Consider the following 16,471-nt stretch of genomic DNA (forward strand, 5'->3'; position numbering starts at 1 on the left):
TGGTATTATTTCTTACCAGTTTTACCTTCTTTACGTCTTACAACTTCACCAGCGTATCTTATACCTTTACCTTTGTATGGCTCTGGCTTTCTCCAGTCTCTTATCTTAGCAGCGTAGTTTCCTACTAATTGCTTGTCTATACCTTTAACTATTAACTCAGTTTGGTTAGGAGCTTCAACAGTTATTCCTTCTGGATCTTCCATTTCTACTGGATGAGAGTATCCTAAGTTCATAACTAATTTCTTTCCTTGCTTTTGAGCTCTGTATCCAACACCAACTAATTCTAATTTCTTTTCGAATCCATTAGTAACACCAACTACCATATTATCTATTAACGTTCTTGTTAATCCGTGTAATGATCTATGTTGCTTGTTGTTAGTAGGTCTTTCAACAGTTATAGTATTTTCTTCTTGCTTTATTGTTAATGCACCATCAAATTGCTTGCTTAAAGTTCCCTTAGGTCCTTTAACAGTAACTAAGTTTTCAGCAGTTATAGTTACTTCAACACCAGCTGGTACAGTTATTGGCTTAACACCTATTCTTGACATAGTCGCACCTCCTTACACTGTTCGTTTATATTACCAAACGTAGCAGATTACTTCTCCACCAACATTTTCTTTTCTTGCTTGCTTGTCAGTTAATATACCTTTTGAAGTAGATATAACTGATATACCTAATCCATTTAATACTTTTGGTATTTCATGGTTAGCAGCGTAAACTCTCATACCTGGCTTAGATATTCTCTTAAGTCCTGATATAACTCTTTCGCCTGATTGTCCGTACTTTAATTGTATTCTTATTATTCCTTGCTTTCCATCTTCTATAACATCGTAACCTCTAACGAAACCTTCTTCTAATAAGATTCTAGCTAGTTCTTTCTTCATATTAGAAGCAGGAACGTCAACAGTTTCATGCTTAACAACGTTAGCATTTCTTATACGAGTAAGCATATCTGCAATTGGATCTGTCATTGTCATATTGAAAACCTCCTTCCATTTGTTAACTGGTTTCTACCAGCTTGCTTTTCTAACACCAGGTATTTGACCTTTATAAGCTAATTCTCTAAAGCATATACGGCATATACCGAATTTTCTTAATACTGAATGTGGTCTTCCACATATGCTACATCTAGTGTACTCTCTAGTAGCGTACTTTTGCTTCTTTTGTTGTTTAACAACCATTGCTTTTCTTGCCACTGGAATTCCCTCCTTTGATTTGCTTAGAAAATGTCATTTTCTAAGCTTACTTAGAAAACGGCATTCCTAATAATTTTAATAATTCACGAGCTTCTTCGTCTGTCTTAGCAGTTGTAACGAATATTATATCCATTCCTCTTACTTTATCTACTTTATCGTACTCTATTTCAGGGAATATTAATTGCTCTTTAACACCTAAAGCGTAGTTTCCTCTTCCATCAAATGCATTAGCATTAACTCCTCTGAAGTCTCTAACTCTTGGTAAAGATACAGATACTAATTTGTCCATGAAGTAGAACATTTTGTCTGCTCTTAAAGTAACTTTAGCACCTATTGGCATACCTTCTCTTAATTTGAAGTTTGCAACAGATTTTCTTGCTTTAGTTGTAACTGGTTTTTGACCAGATATTATTGCCATCTCTTCAACAGCTTTTTCTAAGCCTTTTGGATTTTCTCTAGCGTCACCTATACCCATGTTTATAACTATTTTATCTAACTTAGGTATTTCCATAACGTTCTTGTATCCAAATTTCTCCATTAAAGCAGGAGCAACTTCTTTCATATATTTTTCTTGTAATCTAGAAGCCATTTAAGGTCCCTCCTTTCAAGCTATATTATATTTCTTTTCCGCTCTTTACTGATACTCTTACTTTTTTGCCTTCTTTAACTTCAAATCTAACTCTTGTACCTTTTCCTGTTTCAGGATCTAATGGCATAACGTTAGATATATGAATTGGGGCTTCTTTATTTATTATTCCACCTTGTGGATTCATAGCACTTGGCTTTTGGTGTTTAGTTATTACGTTAACACCTTCAACTAATACTCTATTAGCTTTTGGCATTACCTTAACAACAGTACCTTTTTTACCTTTATCTTTTCCTGCTATTACTACAACAGTGTCGCCTTTTTTAACACGCATCATGTCCTATTGCACCTCCTTATTATAGTACTTCTGGAGCAAGAGAAACTATCTTCATGAAATCATTATCTCTTAACTCTCTAGCAACAGGCCCGAATATACGAGTTCCTACTGGAGTCTTATCATCTTTGATTATTACTGCAGCATTCTCATCGAAAGCTATATAACTTCCATCATTACGTCTGATGCCTTTTTTGCTTCTTACTATAACAGCTTTAACAACTTTACCTTTTTTTACAACTCCACCTGGTGTTGCACTTTTAACACTAGCAACTATTACGTCGCCTATGTTTCCATATCTTCTTTTACTTCCACCTAGTACACGAATACAAAGTATTTCTTTTGCACCAGAGTTATCCGCAACTTTTAAACGTGTCTCTTGTTGTACCATATCGTAATCCCTCCTTTTCCAAAAAACTACTTAACTTTTTCAACAACTTCTACTAGTCTGAATCTCTTATCCTTAGATAAAGGTCTAGTTTCCATTATTTTAACTCTATCTCCGATTCTACATACGTTGTTCTCATCATGAGCCTTGAACTTTTTAGTTCTCTTAACTGGCTTATTATATAATGGATGACGTACGAAATCTTCAACAGCAACAACTATAGTTTTGTCCATTTTGTCACTTACAACACGGCCTATTCTTACTTTTCTTCTTCCTCTTTCCATGTTAAAAAGCCTCCTTTCCAATTAAGCTCTAGTTTCGTTTAACTTTCTTTCAGCAAGGATAGTTTTTACTCTAGCTATATCCTTTTTCACAAACTTAATTCTTGCTGTGTTTTCTAATTGACCAGTAGCTAATTGGAATCTTAAGCTAAATAATTCACTTTTGAAGTCATTTAATCTATTCATTAGCTCTTCGCTTGTTAAATCTCTTAATTCTTTAGCTTTCATCCTATTCACCACCCTTTACTTCTAAATCTTCTTTCTTTACAAACTTACATTTAACAGGAAGTTTGTGCATTGCAAGTCTCATAGCTTCTCTTGCTTTAGCTTCATCTACACCAGCTAGTTCGAACATTACTCTTCCTGGCTTAACTACTGCTACCCAGTATTCTGGTGAACCTTTACCAGCACCCATACGAGTTTCAGCAGGTTTTCTTGTTACAGGCTTGTGAGGGAATATTTTTATCCAAACTTTCCCGCCTCTTTTTATATATCTAGTCATCGCGATTCTGGCAGCTTCTATTTGGTTAGAAGTTATCCAAGAAGCTTCCATAGCCATTAATCCGAATTCACCATAAGTAACTTTGTTACCTTTTTGAGCTTTACCAGCCATACTTCCTCTGTGAACTCTACGACGTTTTACTCTCTTTGGCATTAACATGAGAATTTCCTCCTTCCTTGAACCTTACTAATTTTAGTTTTCTTTGTTTTCAGTTCTTTGAGGTCTTTGAGGTCTTTGTCCTTGAGGTCTTTGCCCTCTGTTGTTTCCTCTGTCGTTTCCTCTAGAATTGTTTCTTCTATTATCGTTTCTTCTATCGTTTCTCTTGTTGTTTCTTCTATCGTTTCTTCTTTCTTCTCTTGGGTTTACTCCGTTTTTAGTTGGTAAAACTTCTCCGTTGCATACCCAAACTTTGATACCTATTTTTCCGTAAGTAGTATCAGCTTCAGCAAATCCGTAATCGATATCAGATCTTAATGTTTGTAAAGGCACGTTTCCTTCGCTGTATCCTTCAGTTCTAGCCATTTCAGCTCCACCTAATCTTCCAGATGCAGAAACTTTTATACCTTTAGCTCCTGATTTTAATGCTCTTTGTATAGCTTGTTTCATAGCTCTTCTGAAAGCTACCCTTCTTTCGATAGCTAATGCTATGTTTTCAGCTACTAATTGAGCGTTTTTATCGATGCTTCTTACTTCAACGATATTAACTATAACATTTTTCTTTGTCATTTTTTCTAATTCTGCTTTTAAAGCTTCTATACCAGCACCAGCTCTTCCTATAACTACACCTGGCTTAGCAACGTGTAAGTCTAATTTTAACTTGTTTGCTGATCTTTCTATTTCTATCTTAGCAACTCCAGCAGAGTATAATTTATTCTTTAAGAATTTACGTACATTGTGGTCTTCTAATATTAAGTTTCCGAACTCTTTTTTATCAGTTGTAAACCATCTTGAATCCCAATCTTTTATAACACCGACTCTCAGTCCGTGTGGGTTAACCTTTTGTCCCATTGTTTTCCCTCCTATCTATTTATTATTTTTTTTCTTTAACAACAACTTCTATGTGAGAAGTTCTTTTTCTTATCATAGTAGCTCTACCCATAGCTCTAGGCATAAATCTCTTTATTGTAGGTCCTTGGTTAGCAACTATTGAATCTATATATAATTTCTCAACGTCCATCTCGTGGTTATTTTCAGCGTTAGCTTTAGCAGATTTAACAACCTTAGCTATTATTGAAGCAGCTCCTCTTGGAGTATACTTTAATATTGCTAATGCTTCATCAACATTTTTTCCTCTTACAAGGTCACATACTTGACCTGCTTTTCTTGGAGATACACGTACAAATTTTGCAGTAGCTTTTGCTTCCATTGTGTTCTTCCTCCTTCCCTAGTCAAAATATATAATTATTTTCTTTTGTTAGATTTTTCGTCGTCCTTGTGTCCTTTGAAAGTTCTTGTAGAAACGAATTCACCTAATTTGTGTCCAACCATATCTTCTGTTATAAAAACAGGAACATGTCTTCTTCCATCATGTACAGCTATAGTATGCTCTACCATTTGAGGGAATATTGTTGAACTTCTTGACCAAGTTTTTATTACTTCTTTATTTCCGCTTTCATTCATAGCTTCAACCTTCTTTAAAAGTCTAGCATGTATAAAAGGTCCTTTTTTAGTTGATCTTGACATATAATATCCTCCTTTCCCGGGCAAATAAATTAAAATTTATTATTTAGTTCTTCTTGATACTATTAACTTATCAGAAGCTTTGTTTTTCTTTCTAGTTTTGTATCCAAGAGCTGGTTTACCCCATGGAGTAACTGGTGATGGTCTACCGATTGGAGATCTACCTTCACCACCACCGTGTGGATGGTCATTAGGGTTCATTACAGAACCTCTTACAGTAGGTCTTATACCCATATGTCTTTTTCTACCTGCTTTACCGATAACTACGTTACCATGCTCTATATTACCAACTTGTCCTATAGTAGCTTTACAGTTTATGCTTACATATCTCATTTCACCTGATGGTAATCTAAGTAATGCATGCTTTCCTTCTTTAGCCATTAATTGAGCTGAAACACCAGCAGATCTAACTAACTGAGCTCCTTTTCCTGGCTTTAATTCTATGTTGTGTACCACTGTACCAACTGGCATATCTTTTAATGCCATTGCATTTCCTGGTTTTATATCAGCAGTTGGTCCTGATAATACAGTATCTCCAACTTTTAATCCAACAGGAGCTAAGATATATCTTTTTTCACCATCTGCATAGTTTAATAAAGCTATGTTAGCAGTTCTGTTTGGATCGTATTCTATTGTAGCAACCTTCGCAGGTATACCATCTTTATTTCTCTTGAAATCTATTATTCTATATTTTCTTCTGTTTCCTCCACCTCTGTGACGAACAGTTATTTTCCCGTGTGCATTTCTACCAGAGTTTTTCTTTAATGAAACTAAAAGAGATTTTTCTGGTTCATTGCAAGTTATTTCATCAGAAACTAAAACTGTCATTTGTCTTAGGGCAGGAGAAGTTGGTTTAAACTTTTTTATAGCCATCTGTTTTCCCTCCTTTGTTAATTAGGGGTATTACATACCTTGGAAGAATTCTATTTCTTTGCTATCAGCAGCTAATTTAACTACTGCTTTTTTGAAGCTTGCAGTTCTTCCTTCAGATCTACCCATTCTTTTAACTTTTCCATCGTAGTTCATTGTGTTTACTTTTTCAACGTTAACTCCGAAAACTTTTTCTATAGCTTTCTTTATTTCAGTTTTGTTAGCAGACTTTGCCACTACAAAAGTATATTTTTTCTCAACCATGTCAGCCATACTTTGTTCAGTTACAACTGGCTTTATTATTATATCATGTGGATTAGTCATTATGCGTACACCTCCTCCACTTTTTTAACAGCGTCTGTTGTTATTATGAATGAATCATATTTTAATATATCATAAACGTTTATAGTGTTAACTGTAGCAGTTGCAACACCTTCTACGTTAGCAGCTGATTTTATAACGTTAGTGTTATTTTCAGCAGTTACTACTAAAGCTTTTTTAGCAGCATTTACATTCTTTAATATTTGAACGAATTCTTTAGTCTTAGGAGCTTCCATGTTGAAAGAATCTAATACTATTATTTCGTTGTTTTGTACTTTAGAAGTTAAAGCACTCTTCATAGCTAATCTTCTAACTTTTCTTGGTAAAGTATAGTTGTAGTTTCTTGGCTTTGGTGCGAAAGCAACTCCACCACCAACCCATTGTACAGCTCTTATAGAACCTTGTCTAGCTCTACCAGTTCCTTTTTGTTTCCAAGGTTTTCTTCCGCCACCTCTAACTTCTGCTCTAGTTTTAGCAGATTGAGTACCTTGTCTCTTGTTTGCTAATTGGTTTTTAACAACTTCGTATAAAACGTGTTCATTAACTTCTACGTTGAATATAGAATCAGCTAATTCTATTTCTCCAACATTTTGTCCATTAATATTTAATACATTTAATTTTGGCATTATGCTTCCTCCTTTCTTAGGTTAGTTATTATTTAGAAGCTTTAACTGCTTCTTTTATAGTTACTACTGAACCTTTAGCTCCTGGTATAGCACCTTTAACTAATATAAGGTTCTTTTCAGCATCTATTCTAACTACTTCTAAGTTTTGAACAGTAACTTTAACGCTACCCATGTGTCCAGCTAATTTTTTGTTTTTAAATACTCTACCAGGGAATGAACAAGCACCCATTGAACCTGGTCTTCTGTGATATCTAGAACCGTGAGATTCTGGTCCTCTAGATTGTCCATGTCTCTTTATTGGACCTTGGAATCCTTTACCTTTAGATATTCCAGTTACATCTATCATTTCTCCTGCAGCGAATAAGTCAGCTTTTATTTCTTGTCCAACAGTATATCCTTCTACAGAGTCAACTCTAAATTCTTTTAAGTGTTTCTTTAAAGTATTAGCAGCAGCTAAGTGTCCTTTTTGAGGCTTGTTTAAAGATTTCTCTTTAACATCTCCGAAACCAACTTGAACTGCATTGTATCCGTCTTTTTCAACAGTTTTTATTTGAGTTATAACAACAGGTCCTGCTTCAACAACTGTTACTGGCACTACTGCACCAACTTCAGTGAATATTTGAGTCATACCTATTTTTTTACCTAATATTCCTTTCATATTAGCACCTCCTATAATCTTACAGCGGATTACCATTTAGGTAATCATTCTAAGATAGTTACCTTATAGGATAAGTATCTTAGGTGTTTGTTCTTATAATTTTATTTCTATATCAACACCAGCTGGTAAGTCTAATCTCATTAATGAGTCAACTGTTTTAGGTGTTGGGTTAGCTATGTCTATTAATCTCTTGTGAGTTCTTATTTCGAATTGCTCTCTAGAGTCTTTGTATTTATGCACAGCTCTTAATATTGTCACTATTTGCTTTTCAGTTGGTAGTGGCACAGGTCCTGAAACTTGTGATCCAGCTTTTTTAGCAGTTTCTACTATTTTCCCAGCTGAAAAATCTAATAATTTGTGATCATATGACTTTAATCTTATTCTTATCTTTTCTTTAGCCATTTTATTTCCCTCCTTTTATAGAACTTTTTTGATTCTTAAGTTTTTAACTCGCCGATACCGATACACACCTCCGGGTGTGTTGTGTTTATGAAAACTAATATCAACTCATTTTCTACCAAGATTCATTATAAGTTTTTCGTTTCTCTCAAGCACACTATTATATTTTATATTATTATTTACATTTTTTCAAGTTTTTTTTATCATTTTACCAATATTATTTTATCACATAAAATTTTTTTACAAACTTGATTTAATTTCTCTAACAAAGCACTTACTTAGTATATATCTTTTAATTAATATTGTCAACAACATATGTATACTATATACTTCCTTTTATTACAAATCAAAAAAAGAGGAGGTATACCCCCCTCTTTTATATATAAATAATTTCTTAATAAGAGATTATTCCATTATAGAAGCAACAACACCTGATGCTACTGTTCTTCCACCTTCTCTTATTGCGAATCTTAATCCTTCTTCAACACATATAGAGTTTATTAAATCAACTTCTATAGTTACGTTATCTCCAGGCATTACCATTTCTATTCCTTCTGGTAATTTACAAGCACCTGTTACGTCAGTTGTTCTGAAGTAGAATTGTGGTCTGTATCCATCGAAGAATGGAGTATGTCTTCCACCTTCTTCTTTTTTAAGAACGTATATTTCTGCCATGAATTTAGTGTGAGCTTTAACTGTTCCTGGCTTAGCTAATACTTGTCCTCTTTCTATATCAGTTCTTTGAACACCTCTTAATAATGCTCCTATGTTATCTCCAGCTTCTGCTTGATCTAGTAATTTTCTGAACATTTCTACTCCAGTAACTACTATCTTTCTTGGCTCTTCAGTTAATCCAACTACTTCTACTTCGTCTTGAACTTTTAAGATACCTCTTTCAACTCTACCTGTAGCAACTGTTCCTCTACCTGTTATAGAGAATACGTCTTCTACTGGCATTAAGAAGTCTTTATCAACATCTCTTTCTGGAGCTGGTATATATTCGTCTATTATTTCGAATAATTCTACTATTTTATCTCCCCAAGCTGAAGTTGGATCTTCTAAAGCCATTAAAGCTGATCCTCTTACTATTGGAGTGTCATCTCCTGGGAATTCGTACTCATTTAATAAGTCTCTTATTTCCATTTCAACTAACTCTAATAATTCTTCATCGTCTACCATATCACATTTGTTTAAGAATACTACTATGTATGGTACACCAACTTGTCTTGATAATAATATATGCTCTCTTGTTTGAGGCATTGGTCCATCAGTTGCTGAACAAACTAATATAGCACCGTCCATTTGAGCAGCACCTGTTATCATGTTCTTAACGTAGTCAGCATGTCCTGGACAGTCAACGTGAGCATAGTGTCTGTTTGGAGTTTCATACTCAACGTGAGCAGTTGATATTGTGATACCTCTTTCTCTTTCTTCTGGAGCTTTATCTATGTTAGCAAAGTCTACAGCTTCTCCTAATTGGTATCTTTCGTGTAAAGTTTTTGTTATAGCAGCTGTTAATGTAGTTTTACCGTGGTCAACGTGACCTATAGTTCCTATATTAACGTGTGGTTTACTTCTTTCAAATTTAGCTTTAGCCATTTTGAAATACCTCCCTAATATATTTTTATGTAAGGTGAGAACTAACCCACCTTACTGTTTTTAAAATTTATATAATTAACTTTATAAAAAGTTATTATTTACCTTCAGCTATTTTCTTAGCAACTGAAGCTGGAACTTGCTCATAGTGGTCGAATATCATAGTGTATGTTGCACGACCTTGAGTAGTTGATCTTAACTCAGTAGAGTATCCGAACATTTCTGAAAGTGGAACGAATGCATTTATAACTTGTGCACCATTTCTAGCTTCCATACCTTGTATTAAACCTCTCTTAGAGTTTAATCCACCCATAACGTCTCCCATGTATTCTTCTGGAGTAACAACTTCAACTTTGAAGAATGGCTCAAGTAATACAGAGTTACCTTTCTTAAGAGCGTCCTTCATAGCCATTGATCCTGCCATTTTGAATGCCATTTCTGATGAATCGACTTCATGGTAAGAACCATCGTATAATTCAACAGCAACGTCAACAACTGGGTATCCAGCAACTATACCAGCTGCCATAGCACCTTGTATACCTGCATCTGTCGGTCCAACGTATTCTTTTGGAACAGATCCACCAACAGTTTTGTTTTCAAACTTGTATCCTGAACCTGGCTCTTGAGGATTAACTCTGATCTTAACGTGACCATATTGTCCTCTACCACCTGATTGCTTAGAGTACTTGTATTCAACATCAACTGGTTGAGTTATAGTTTCTCTGTAAGCAACTTGTGGAGCACCAACGTTAGCTTCAACTTTGAATTCTCTTAATAATCTATCAACGATTATTTCTAAGTGTAATTCACCCATACCTGAGATTATAGTTTGTCCTGTTTCTTCATCAGTCTTAACTACGAAAGTTGGATCTTCCTCAGCTAATTTTTGAAGAGCTATACCCATTTTTTCTTGAGCAGCCTTAGATTTAGGCTCTATAGCAACAGATATAACTGGTTCAGGGAATTCCATTGATTCAAGTATTATTGGGTTAGCTGGATCACATAAAGTATCTCCAGTAGTAGTATCTTTTAAACCTACTGCTGCAGCTATATCTCCAGCGTATACTTCAGTTATTTCTTCTCTTGTATTAGCATGCATTTGAAGGATACGACCTATTCTTTCTCTCTTACCTTTAGTAGAGTTAAGAACATAAGATCCACCTTGCATTATTCCAGAGTAAACTCTGAAGAATGCTAACTTACCAACGAATGGGTCAGTCATTATTTTGAATGCTAAAGCTGAGAATGGTTCTTCATCAGATGAATGTCTTTCAGACTCTTCTCCATTTTCTAATACACCTTTTATAGCTGGTATATCAGTTGGAGCTGGTAAGTAATCAACAACACCATCTAATAATAACTGAACACCTTTATTTCTGTATGCAGAACCACAGAATACTGGGTTCATTTCACATGCTATAGTAGCTTTTCTTATAGCAGCTTTTATTTCTTCTACAGTGAACTCTTCACCTTCAAGATACTTCATCATTAACTCTTCATCAGTTTCAGCTACAGCTTCAACTAATTTTTCTCTCCACTCAGCAGCTAATTCTTTCATATCTTCTGGTATTTCAGTTTTTTCTATTTCTTTTCCTAAGTCATCTTTGTATATGTGAGCACACATTTCTACTAAGTCAACTTCACCTTGTAACCAATCTTCTTTACCTATTGGTAATTGAACTGGTACAGCATTTGCATTTAATCTGTCTTTCATCATTTGTACAACATTGTAGAAATCTGCACCCATGATATCCATCTTATTTACGAATGCCATTCTAGGTACTCCGTAGTTATCAGCTTGTCTCCATACGTTCTCAGATTGAGGCTCAACCCCACCTTTAGCACAGAATACTGCAACTGATCCGTCAAGAACTCTTAAAGATCTTTCAACCTCAACTGTGAAATCGACGTGTCCTGGAGTATCTATTATATTTATTCTATGACCGTTCCATTGAGCAGTTGTAGCAGCAGAAGTTATTGTTATACCTCTCTCCTTTTCTTGCTCCATCCAGTCCATTTGAGAAGCTCCTTCGTGAGTTTCTCCTATTTTATGAGTTTGCCCAGTATAGAACAGGATTCTTTCTGTAGTAGTAGTTTTCCCTGCATCTATATGAGCCATGATTCCTATATTTCTAGTTTTCTCTAAAGGAAACTTTCTAGTCATGGTTATCCTCCTTATGATATCCTATTCTCTTAAGGTTATCAGTCTGTTCTATTTATTAGAATCTGTAGTGAGCAAATGCTTTATTAGCTTCTGCCATCTTATGAGTATCTTCTTTCTTCTTAACAGAAGCTCCTGTGTTGTTAGCAGCATCCATTATTTCTTTAGCAAGCTTTTCAACCATACCTTTTTCTCCACGAGCTCTAGTATAGTTTACTAACCATCTTAAACCTAAAGTTTGTCTTCTTTCAGGTCTAACTTCAACTGGTACTTGGTAGTTAGCTCCACCAACTCTTCTTGCTTTAACTTCTAAAACAGGCATTATGTTTTCCATAGCAGTATTGAATACTTCTAAAGCATCTTCTCCTGTTTTTTCAGCTATCATAGCGAAAGCATCATAAACTATTGTTTGAGCTTTCCCTTTTTTCCCATCTATCATTAAGTTGTTTATTAACTTAGTTACTACCTTACTTCCATACATTGGATCTGGTAAAACTTCTCTTTTTGGAACATTACCTTTTCTTGGCATTTTGCTTCCCTCCTTAATTATTTAATCTTAAATCATAGGTACTCGACATTTTATAATGCCGTGATGCCATAAATATGTCTATATATTTAAAGCACCGCACTATAATCAATTGTTAATTTTTATTATTTCTTTGCAGCTTTAGGTCTCTTAGCACCGTACTTAGATCTAGCTTGCATTCTCTTATCAACACCTGCAGTATCTAAAGTACCTCTTAGTATGTGGTATCTAACCCCTGGAAGGTCTTTTACTCTTCCTCCTCTTATAAGAACAACACTATGTTCTTGTAAGTTGTGTCCTTCTCCTGGTATATAAGCAGAAACTTCTATACCATTAGTTAATCTAACTCTGGCAACTTTTCTTAAAGCTGAGTTAGGTTTCTTAGGAGTAACTGTTTTTACTGAAGTACAAACTCCTCTTTTTTGTGGAGCACTTGCATCAGTAGTTTTTTTGTTTAAAGAATTGTATCCTTTTTGTAATGCTGGAGCAGTAGATTTCTTCTCTATTGCCTTTCTACTTTTACGAACTAATTGGTTAATTGTTGGCATTCATCCGCACCTCCTCTTTTAATAATTTTCGATCTTAATGACCGCCAACTTGCAAGTAATACGTTCAATATTACTTATAATACACAATTAAATGTCTATTAACACACATAAAATGTGGTTTTAGCACTTCTTAGCTTGGTGCTGCTAGTTCTTTGTATATTTAAAAGTCCATTTAAAAGTTACTAAGGATCAAGAATCCTTAGTAATCTTTCAAATTTCATACTTTTACATTTTATCACCAGACACAATTACTGTCAAGATTTCTTTATCTTTATCAGTTCTTAGTCTTGTATTTTTTCAACAGCTATGTTTTTATATCTCTTCATACCTGTTCCTGCTGGTATTAATTTACCTAATATTACATTTTCCTTTAGACCTATAAGTCTATCTTCCTTACCTTTTATAGCAGCTTCTGTTAAAACTCTAGTTGTTTCTTGGAATGATGCTGCAGATAAGAATGACTCTGTAGCAAGAGATGCTTTTGTTATACCAAGTAAACTTCTCTTAGCCGTTGCCGGTCTTAATCCATTAGCTATAGCTTCTTCATTACATTTATTGAATGTTAATACATCCTCATAACCACCTGGTAATAAATCTGTATCTCCTGGATCTTCAACTTTAACTTTAGATAGCATTTGTCTAACTATAACTTCTATATGCTTATCGTTAACGTCAACCCCTTGCATTCTATAAACTCTTTGAACTTCTTTAACTATATACTCTTGAACTCCACCTATACCTTGAACTCTTACGATATCATGCGGATTTATAGACCCTTGAGTTAACGGATCTCCTGCTTCTACCATTTGTCCTTGTTTTACTCTTATTCTAGAACCGTATGGTATTGCATAAACTTGGTTTTCACCAGATTCTGGTACTATAACTACTTCTTTTCTCTTACCAGTTTCATCTATTTCAACTCTACCAGATATTTCAGTTATTATAGCTAAACCTTTCGGCTTTCTAGCTTCGAATAATTCTTCAACCCTTGGAAGACCTTGAGTTATATCTCCTCCGGCAACCCCACCTGTATGGAATGTACGCATTGTAAGCTGAGTACCTGGTTCACCGATAGATTGAGCAGCTATTATACCAACAGCTTCACCTATATTAACTTCTTTACCTGTAGCTAAGTTTCTTCCGTAACACTTAGAACATACTCCATGAGTAGTTTTACAGTTAAGAACTGTTCTTATTTCTACTTTTTCAATTCCTGCTGCTATTATCTTATCAGCATCATCTTCAAGTATCATAGCGTCAGCTTCAACTAAAACTTCTCCAGTTTGTGGATTAACTATAGCATCTATAGTATATCTACCAACTATTCTGTCGTATAATTCTTCTATTACTTCATTTCCATCTTTTATTGCAACTATTTCAGTAGTATCTATTGTACCACAATCAATTTCTCTAACTATAACATCTTGACTGACATCAACAAGTCTTCTTGTTAAGTAACCTGAATCGGCAGTACGTAGCGCTGTATCGGCAAGACCTTTTCTAGCACCGTGTGATGATGTGAAGTATTCCATTACTGATAATCCTTCACGGAAGTTAGATTTAACTGGAACCTCAACTGTTTTACCAGATGCATTAGCCATCAGACCACGCATACCAGCTAACTGTCTTATCTGGTTCTTAGAACCTCTGGCACCTGAATGAGCCATTATATATATGTTGTTTAATCTTTCTAGACCTTCCATAAGAGCATCTGTTACTTTATCAGTTGTTTCTGACCAAGTTTCTATAACTCTCTCATATCTTTCTTCATTAGAGATTAAACCTCTTCTATATGCTCTTTCATATTTATCTACTTTTTCTTCTGCTTCTTTTAAGTATCCAGCTTTTGCATCAGGAACTTTCATATCAGCTACAGCAACTGTTATACCACCTCTAGTTGAGAATCTAAATCCTAGAGCTTTTATGTGATCTAATAATATTGCTGTTTCTGTATTTCCATGTTTTCTGAAACACTTATCTATTATCTTACCTAGAGATTTCTTGTCAACTAAGAAGTCAACTTCTAATCCAAATGGATCTACTTCTCTATCTACAAAACCTAAGTTTTGAGGTATATTTTCATTGAATATAAATCTACCTACTGTACTTTCAACAAGAGATTTTCTACCATCTGGTAATACTACTCTCATTTTTACTAATGCATGTAATTCAACTGCACCAGTTTGGTAAGCAAGTAACATTTCATTGTAATCTTTGAATATTATACCTGTTCCTTTTTCTCCACCTTGAGCTTCTATTGTTAAGTAGTAACATCCTAAAACCATATCCTGAGAAGGAGTAGTTATTGGAGTACCATCTTTAGGAGCAAGTATATTATTCACAGAAAGCATTAAGAATCTCGCTTCTGCTTGTGCTTCAACTGATAAAGGTACGTGTACCGCCATTTGGTCACCATCGAAGTCGGCATTGTATGCAGTACATACAAGTGGGTGAAGCTTTATAGCTTTACCTTCAACTAAGATAGGTTCAAATGCTTGGATACCAAGTCTGTGTAGAGTAGGGGCACGGTTTAAAAGAACTGGATGGCTCTTTATAACATCTTCAAGTACATCCCATACTTCAGGCTTAACCTTTTCAACTATAGATTTAGCACTTTTTATATTGTGTGCGTATCCTTCTTTAACTAATTTATCCATTACAAATGGCTTGAATAATTCAAGAGCCATTTTCTTTGGAAGACCACATTGATAGAATTTAAGTTCTGGTCCAACAACTATAACAGAACGCCCTGAGTAGTCAACACGCTTACCAAGTAAGTTCTGACGGAAACGTCCTTGCTTACCTTTTAACATGTCTGATAAAGACTTAAGCGGTCTATTACCAGGTCCTGTTACAGGTCTACCTCTTCTACCATTGTCGATTAAAGCATCTACAGCTTCTTGAAGCATTCTCTTTTCATTTCTAACTATGATATCAGGTGCTCCAAGCTCTAATAATCTCTTTAATCTGTTATTTCTATTTATAACTCTTCTATATAAGTCATTTAAATCAGAAGTGGCAAATCTTCCACCATCTAATTGAACCATAGGTCTTAAATCCGGTGGTATTACTGGTATAGCATCTAATATCATCCACTCTGGTTTATTTCCAGATTTTTTGAATGCCTCTACCACTTCTAATCTTCTTATTGTTCTAACTCTTTTTTGTCCAGTGCTGTCTTTTAAGTCAGCTCTTAATTCTTTACTTTCTCTTTCTAAATCTATATTTCTAAGTAGTTCTTTGACTGCTTCTGCACCCATTCCTACTTCGAAAGAGTTGTATCCGTATTTTTCAACGGCACTTCTATATTCTTTTTCAGTTAATAGTTGTTTAGCATTTAATCCAGTTTCCCCTGGGTTAATTACAACATATGAAGCAAAGTATAGTATTTTCTCTAAAGATCTAGGAGACATATCAAGTAAAAGACCCATTCTACTTGGTATACCTTTGAAGTACCAGATATGAGACATAGGAGCTGCTAGCTCTATATGTCCCATTCTTTCTCTTCTTACTTTTGCTTTAGTAACTTCTACTCCACATCTATCACAAACTACACCTTTGTATCTAACTCTTCTATACTTACCACAGTGACATTCCCAGTCCTTTTGTGGTCCAAATATTCTTTCACAGAATAAACCGTCTTTTTCTGGTTTTAAAGTACGGTAGTTTATAGTTTCAGGTTTTTTTACTTCTCCTCTTGACCATTCTCTAATTTTTTCTGGAGAAGCTAAGGCTATTTTTATCGACTCAAAATTGTTTAATTCAAACAAGGAGTTCTCTCCCTTCTATTTGATATTTG

22 protein-coding genes are annotated in these 16,471 nt (G+C 34.8%); all 22 read right to left on the minus strand.

The window, feature by feature from the left end; translation table 11 throughout:
• Positions 1 to 5: 5 nt before the first annotated feature.
• Positions 6 to 548: a 50S ribosomal protein L6 gene (gene rplF, locus H8923_RS15120; protein WP_153973107.1), complete on the minus strand. Its 543-nt coding sequence runs from the start codon at positions 546 to 548 to the stop codon at positions 6 to 8.
• A 30-nt stretch (positions 549 to 578) separates the two neighbouring features.
• The gene (gene rpsH, locus H8923_RS15125; RefSeq protein ID WP_122641146.1) at positions 579 to 977 is read right to left on the minus strand and encodes a 30S ribosomal protein S8; all 399 of its coding nucleotides are present in this window, start codon (positions 975 to 977) and stop codon (positions 579 to 581) included.
• Positions 978 to 1,010: 33 nt separating this feature from the next.
• Positions 1,011 to 1,196 (minus strand): type Z 30S ribosomal protein S14, encoded by a 186-nt coding sequence (locus tag H8923_RS15130; protein WP_147541921.1) that lies wholly within the window; start codon positions 1,194 to 1,196, stop codon positions 1,011 to 1,013.
• 46 nt (positions 1,197 to 1,242) lie between these two features.
• A complete protein-coding gene (gene rplE, locus H8923_RS15135) occupies positions 1,243 to 1,785 on the minus strand; it encodes a 50S ribosomal protein L5 (RefSeq protein WP_153973106.1) in 543 nt (180 codons plus the stop codon).
• Between the two features lie 25 nt (positions 1,786 to 1,810).
• The gene (gene rplX, locus H8923_RS15140) at positions 1,811 to 2,116 is read right to left on the minus strand and encodes a 50S ribosomal protein L24 (RefSeq protein ID WP_153973119.1); all 306 of its coding nucleotides are present in this window, start codon (positions 2,114 to 2,116) and stop codon (positions 1,811 to 1,813) included.
• A gap of 22 nt (positions 2,117 to 2,138) precedes the next feature.
• Positions 2,139 to 2,507 (minus strand): 50S ribosomal protein L14, encoded by a 369-nt coding sequence (gene rplN, locus H8923_RS15145; protein WP_153973105.1) that lies wholly within the window; start codon positions 2,505 to 2,507, stop codon positions 2,139 to 2,141.
• A gap of 26 nt (positions 2,508 to 2,533) precedes the next feature.
• Positions 2,534 to 2,788 (minus strand): 30S ribosomal protein S17, encoded by a 255-nt coding sequence (gene rpsQ / locus H8923_RS15150; RefSeq protein WP_147541923.1) that lies wholly within the window; start codon positions 2,786 to 2,788, stop codon positions 2,534 to 2,536.
• Between the two features lie 21 nt (positions 2,789 to 2,809).
• Positions 2,810 to 3,013 (minus strand): 50S ribosomal protein L29, encoded by a 204-nt coding sequence (rpmC, locus tag H8923_RS15155; RefSeq protein ID WP_092921808.1) that lies wholly within the window; start codon positions 3,011 to 3,013, stop codon positions 2,810 to 2,812.
• A gap of 1 nt (position 3,014) precedes the next feature.
• Positions 3,015 to 3,446 (minus strand): 50S ribosomal protein L16, encoded by a 432-nt coding sequence (gene rplP / locus H8923_RS15160; protein ID WP_122641140.1) that lies wholly within the window; start codon positions 3,444 to 3,446, stop codon positions 3,015 to 3,017.
• A gap of 33 nt (positions 3,447 to 3,479) precedes the next feature.
• Entirely contained in the window at positions 3,480 to 4,295 is an 816-nt protein-coding gene (gene rpsC / locus H8923_RS15165) for a 30S ribosomal protein S3 (protein WP_153973104.1), read from the minus strand.
• Positions 4,296 to 4,317: 22 nt separating this feature from the next.
• A complete protein-coding gene (gene rplV, locus H8923_RS15170) occupies positions 4,318 to 4,653 on the minus strand; it encodes a 50S ribosomal protein L22 (protein ID WP_147516909.1) in 336 nt (111 codons plus the stop codon).
• Between the two features lie 35 nt (positions 4,654 to 4,688).
• Entirely contained in the window at positions 4,689 to 4,970 is a 282-nt protein-coding gene (gene rpsS / locus H8923_RS15175; protein ID WP_147541925.1) for a 30S ribosomal protein S19, read from the minus strand.
• A gap of 39 nt (positions 4,971 to 5,009) precedes the next feature.
• The gene (gene rplB / locus H8923_RS15180) at positions 5,010 to 5,840 is read right to left on the minus strand and encodes a 50S ribosomal protein L2 (protein ID WP_153973103.1); all 831 of its coding nucleotides are present in this window, start codon (positions 5,838 to 5,840) and stop codon (positions 5,010 to 5,012) included.
• Between the two features lie 30 nt (positions 5,841 to 5,870).
• Positions 5,871 to 6,161, minus strand: a complete 291-nt coding sequence (gene rplW, locus H8923_RS15185; RefSeq protein WP_153973102.1) for a 50S ribosomal protein L23 — start codon at positions 6,159 to 6,161, stop codon at positions 5,871 to 5,873.
• Positions 6,161 to 6,784: a 50S ribosomal protein L4 gene (gene rplD / locus H8923_RS15190; protein WP_153973101.1), complete on the minus strand. Its 624-nt coding sequence runs from the start codon at positions 6,782 to 6,784 to the stop codon at positions 6,161 to 6,163. Before rplD ends, rplW begins: the two co-directional genes overlap by 1 nt.
• Before the next feature lie 28 nt (positions 6,785 to 6,812).
• Positions 6,813 to 7,442 (minus strand): 50S ribosomal protein L3, encoded by a 630-nt coding sequence (gene rplC, locus H8923_RS15195; RefSeq protein ID WP_153973100.1) that lies wholly within the window; start codon positions 7,440 to 7,442, stop codon positions 6,813 to 6,815.
• Between the two features lie 93 nt (positions 7,443 to 7,535).
• Positions 7,536 to 7,844, minus strand: a complete 309-nt coding sequence (gene rpsJ / locus H8923_RS15200) for a 30S ribosomal protein S10 (protein WP_122641132.1) — start codon at positions 7,842 to 7,844, stop codon at positions 7,536 to 7,538.
• Between the two features lie 402 nt (positions 7,845 to 8,246).
• Positions 8,247 to 9,440 (minus strand): elongation factor Tu, encoded by a 1,194-nt coding sequence (gene tuf, locus H8923_RS15205; RefSeq protein WP_187127976.1) that lies wholly within the window; start codon positions 9,438 to 9,440, stop codon positions 8,247 to 8,249.
• 94 nt (positions 9,441 to 9,534) lie between these two features.
• Positions 9,535 to 11,601 (minus strand): elongation factor G, encoded by a 2,067-nt coding sequence (gene fusA / locus H8923_RS15210; protein ID WP_153973140.1) that lies wholly within the window; start codon positions 11,599 to 11,601, stop codon positions 9,535 to 9,537.
• 55 nt (positions 11,602 to 11,656) lie between these two features.
• Entirely contained in the window at positions 11,657 to 12,127 is a 471-nt protein-coding gene (rpsG, locus tag H8923_RS15215; RefSeq protein WP_122641130.1) for a 30S ribosomal protein S7, read from the minus strand.
• Between the two features lie 122 nt (positions 12,128 to 12,249).
• Positions 12,250 to 12,672: a 30S ribosomal protein S12 gene (gene rpsL, locus H8923_RS15220; protein WP_122641129.1), complete on the minus strand. Its 423-nt coding sequence runs from the start codon at positions 12,670 to 12,672 to the stop codon at positions 12,250 to 12,252.
• Between the two features lie 281 nt (positions 12,673 to 12,953).
• A complete protein-coding gene (rpoC, locus tag H8923_RS15225; RefSeq protein ID WP_153973139.1) occupies positions 12,954 to 16,442 on the minus strand; it encodes a DNA-directed RNA polymerase subunit beta' in 3,489 nt (1,162 codons plus the stop codon).
• Positions 16,443 to 16,471 lie beyond the last annotated feature (29 nt).

The sequence above is a fragment of the Romboutsia faecis genome (genome assembly GCF_014323405.1).
GTDB lineage: Bacteria > Bacillota > Clostridia > Peptostreptococcales > Peptostreptococcaceae > Romboutsia_E > Romboutsia_E faecis.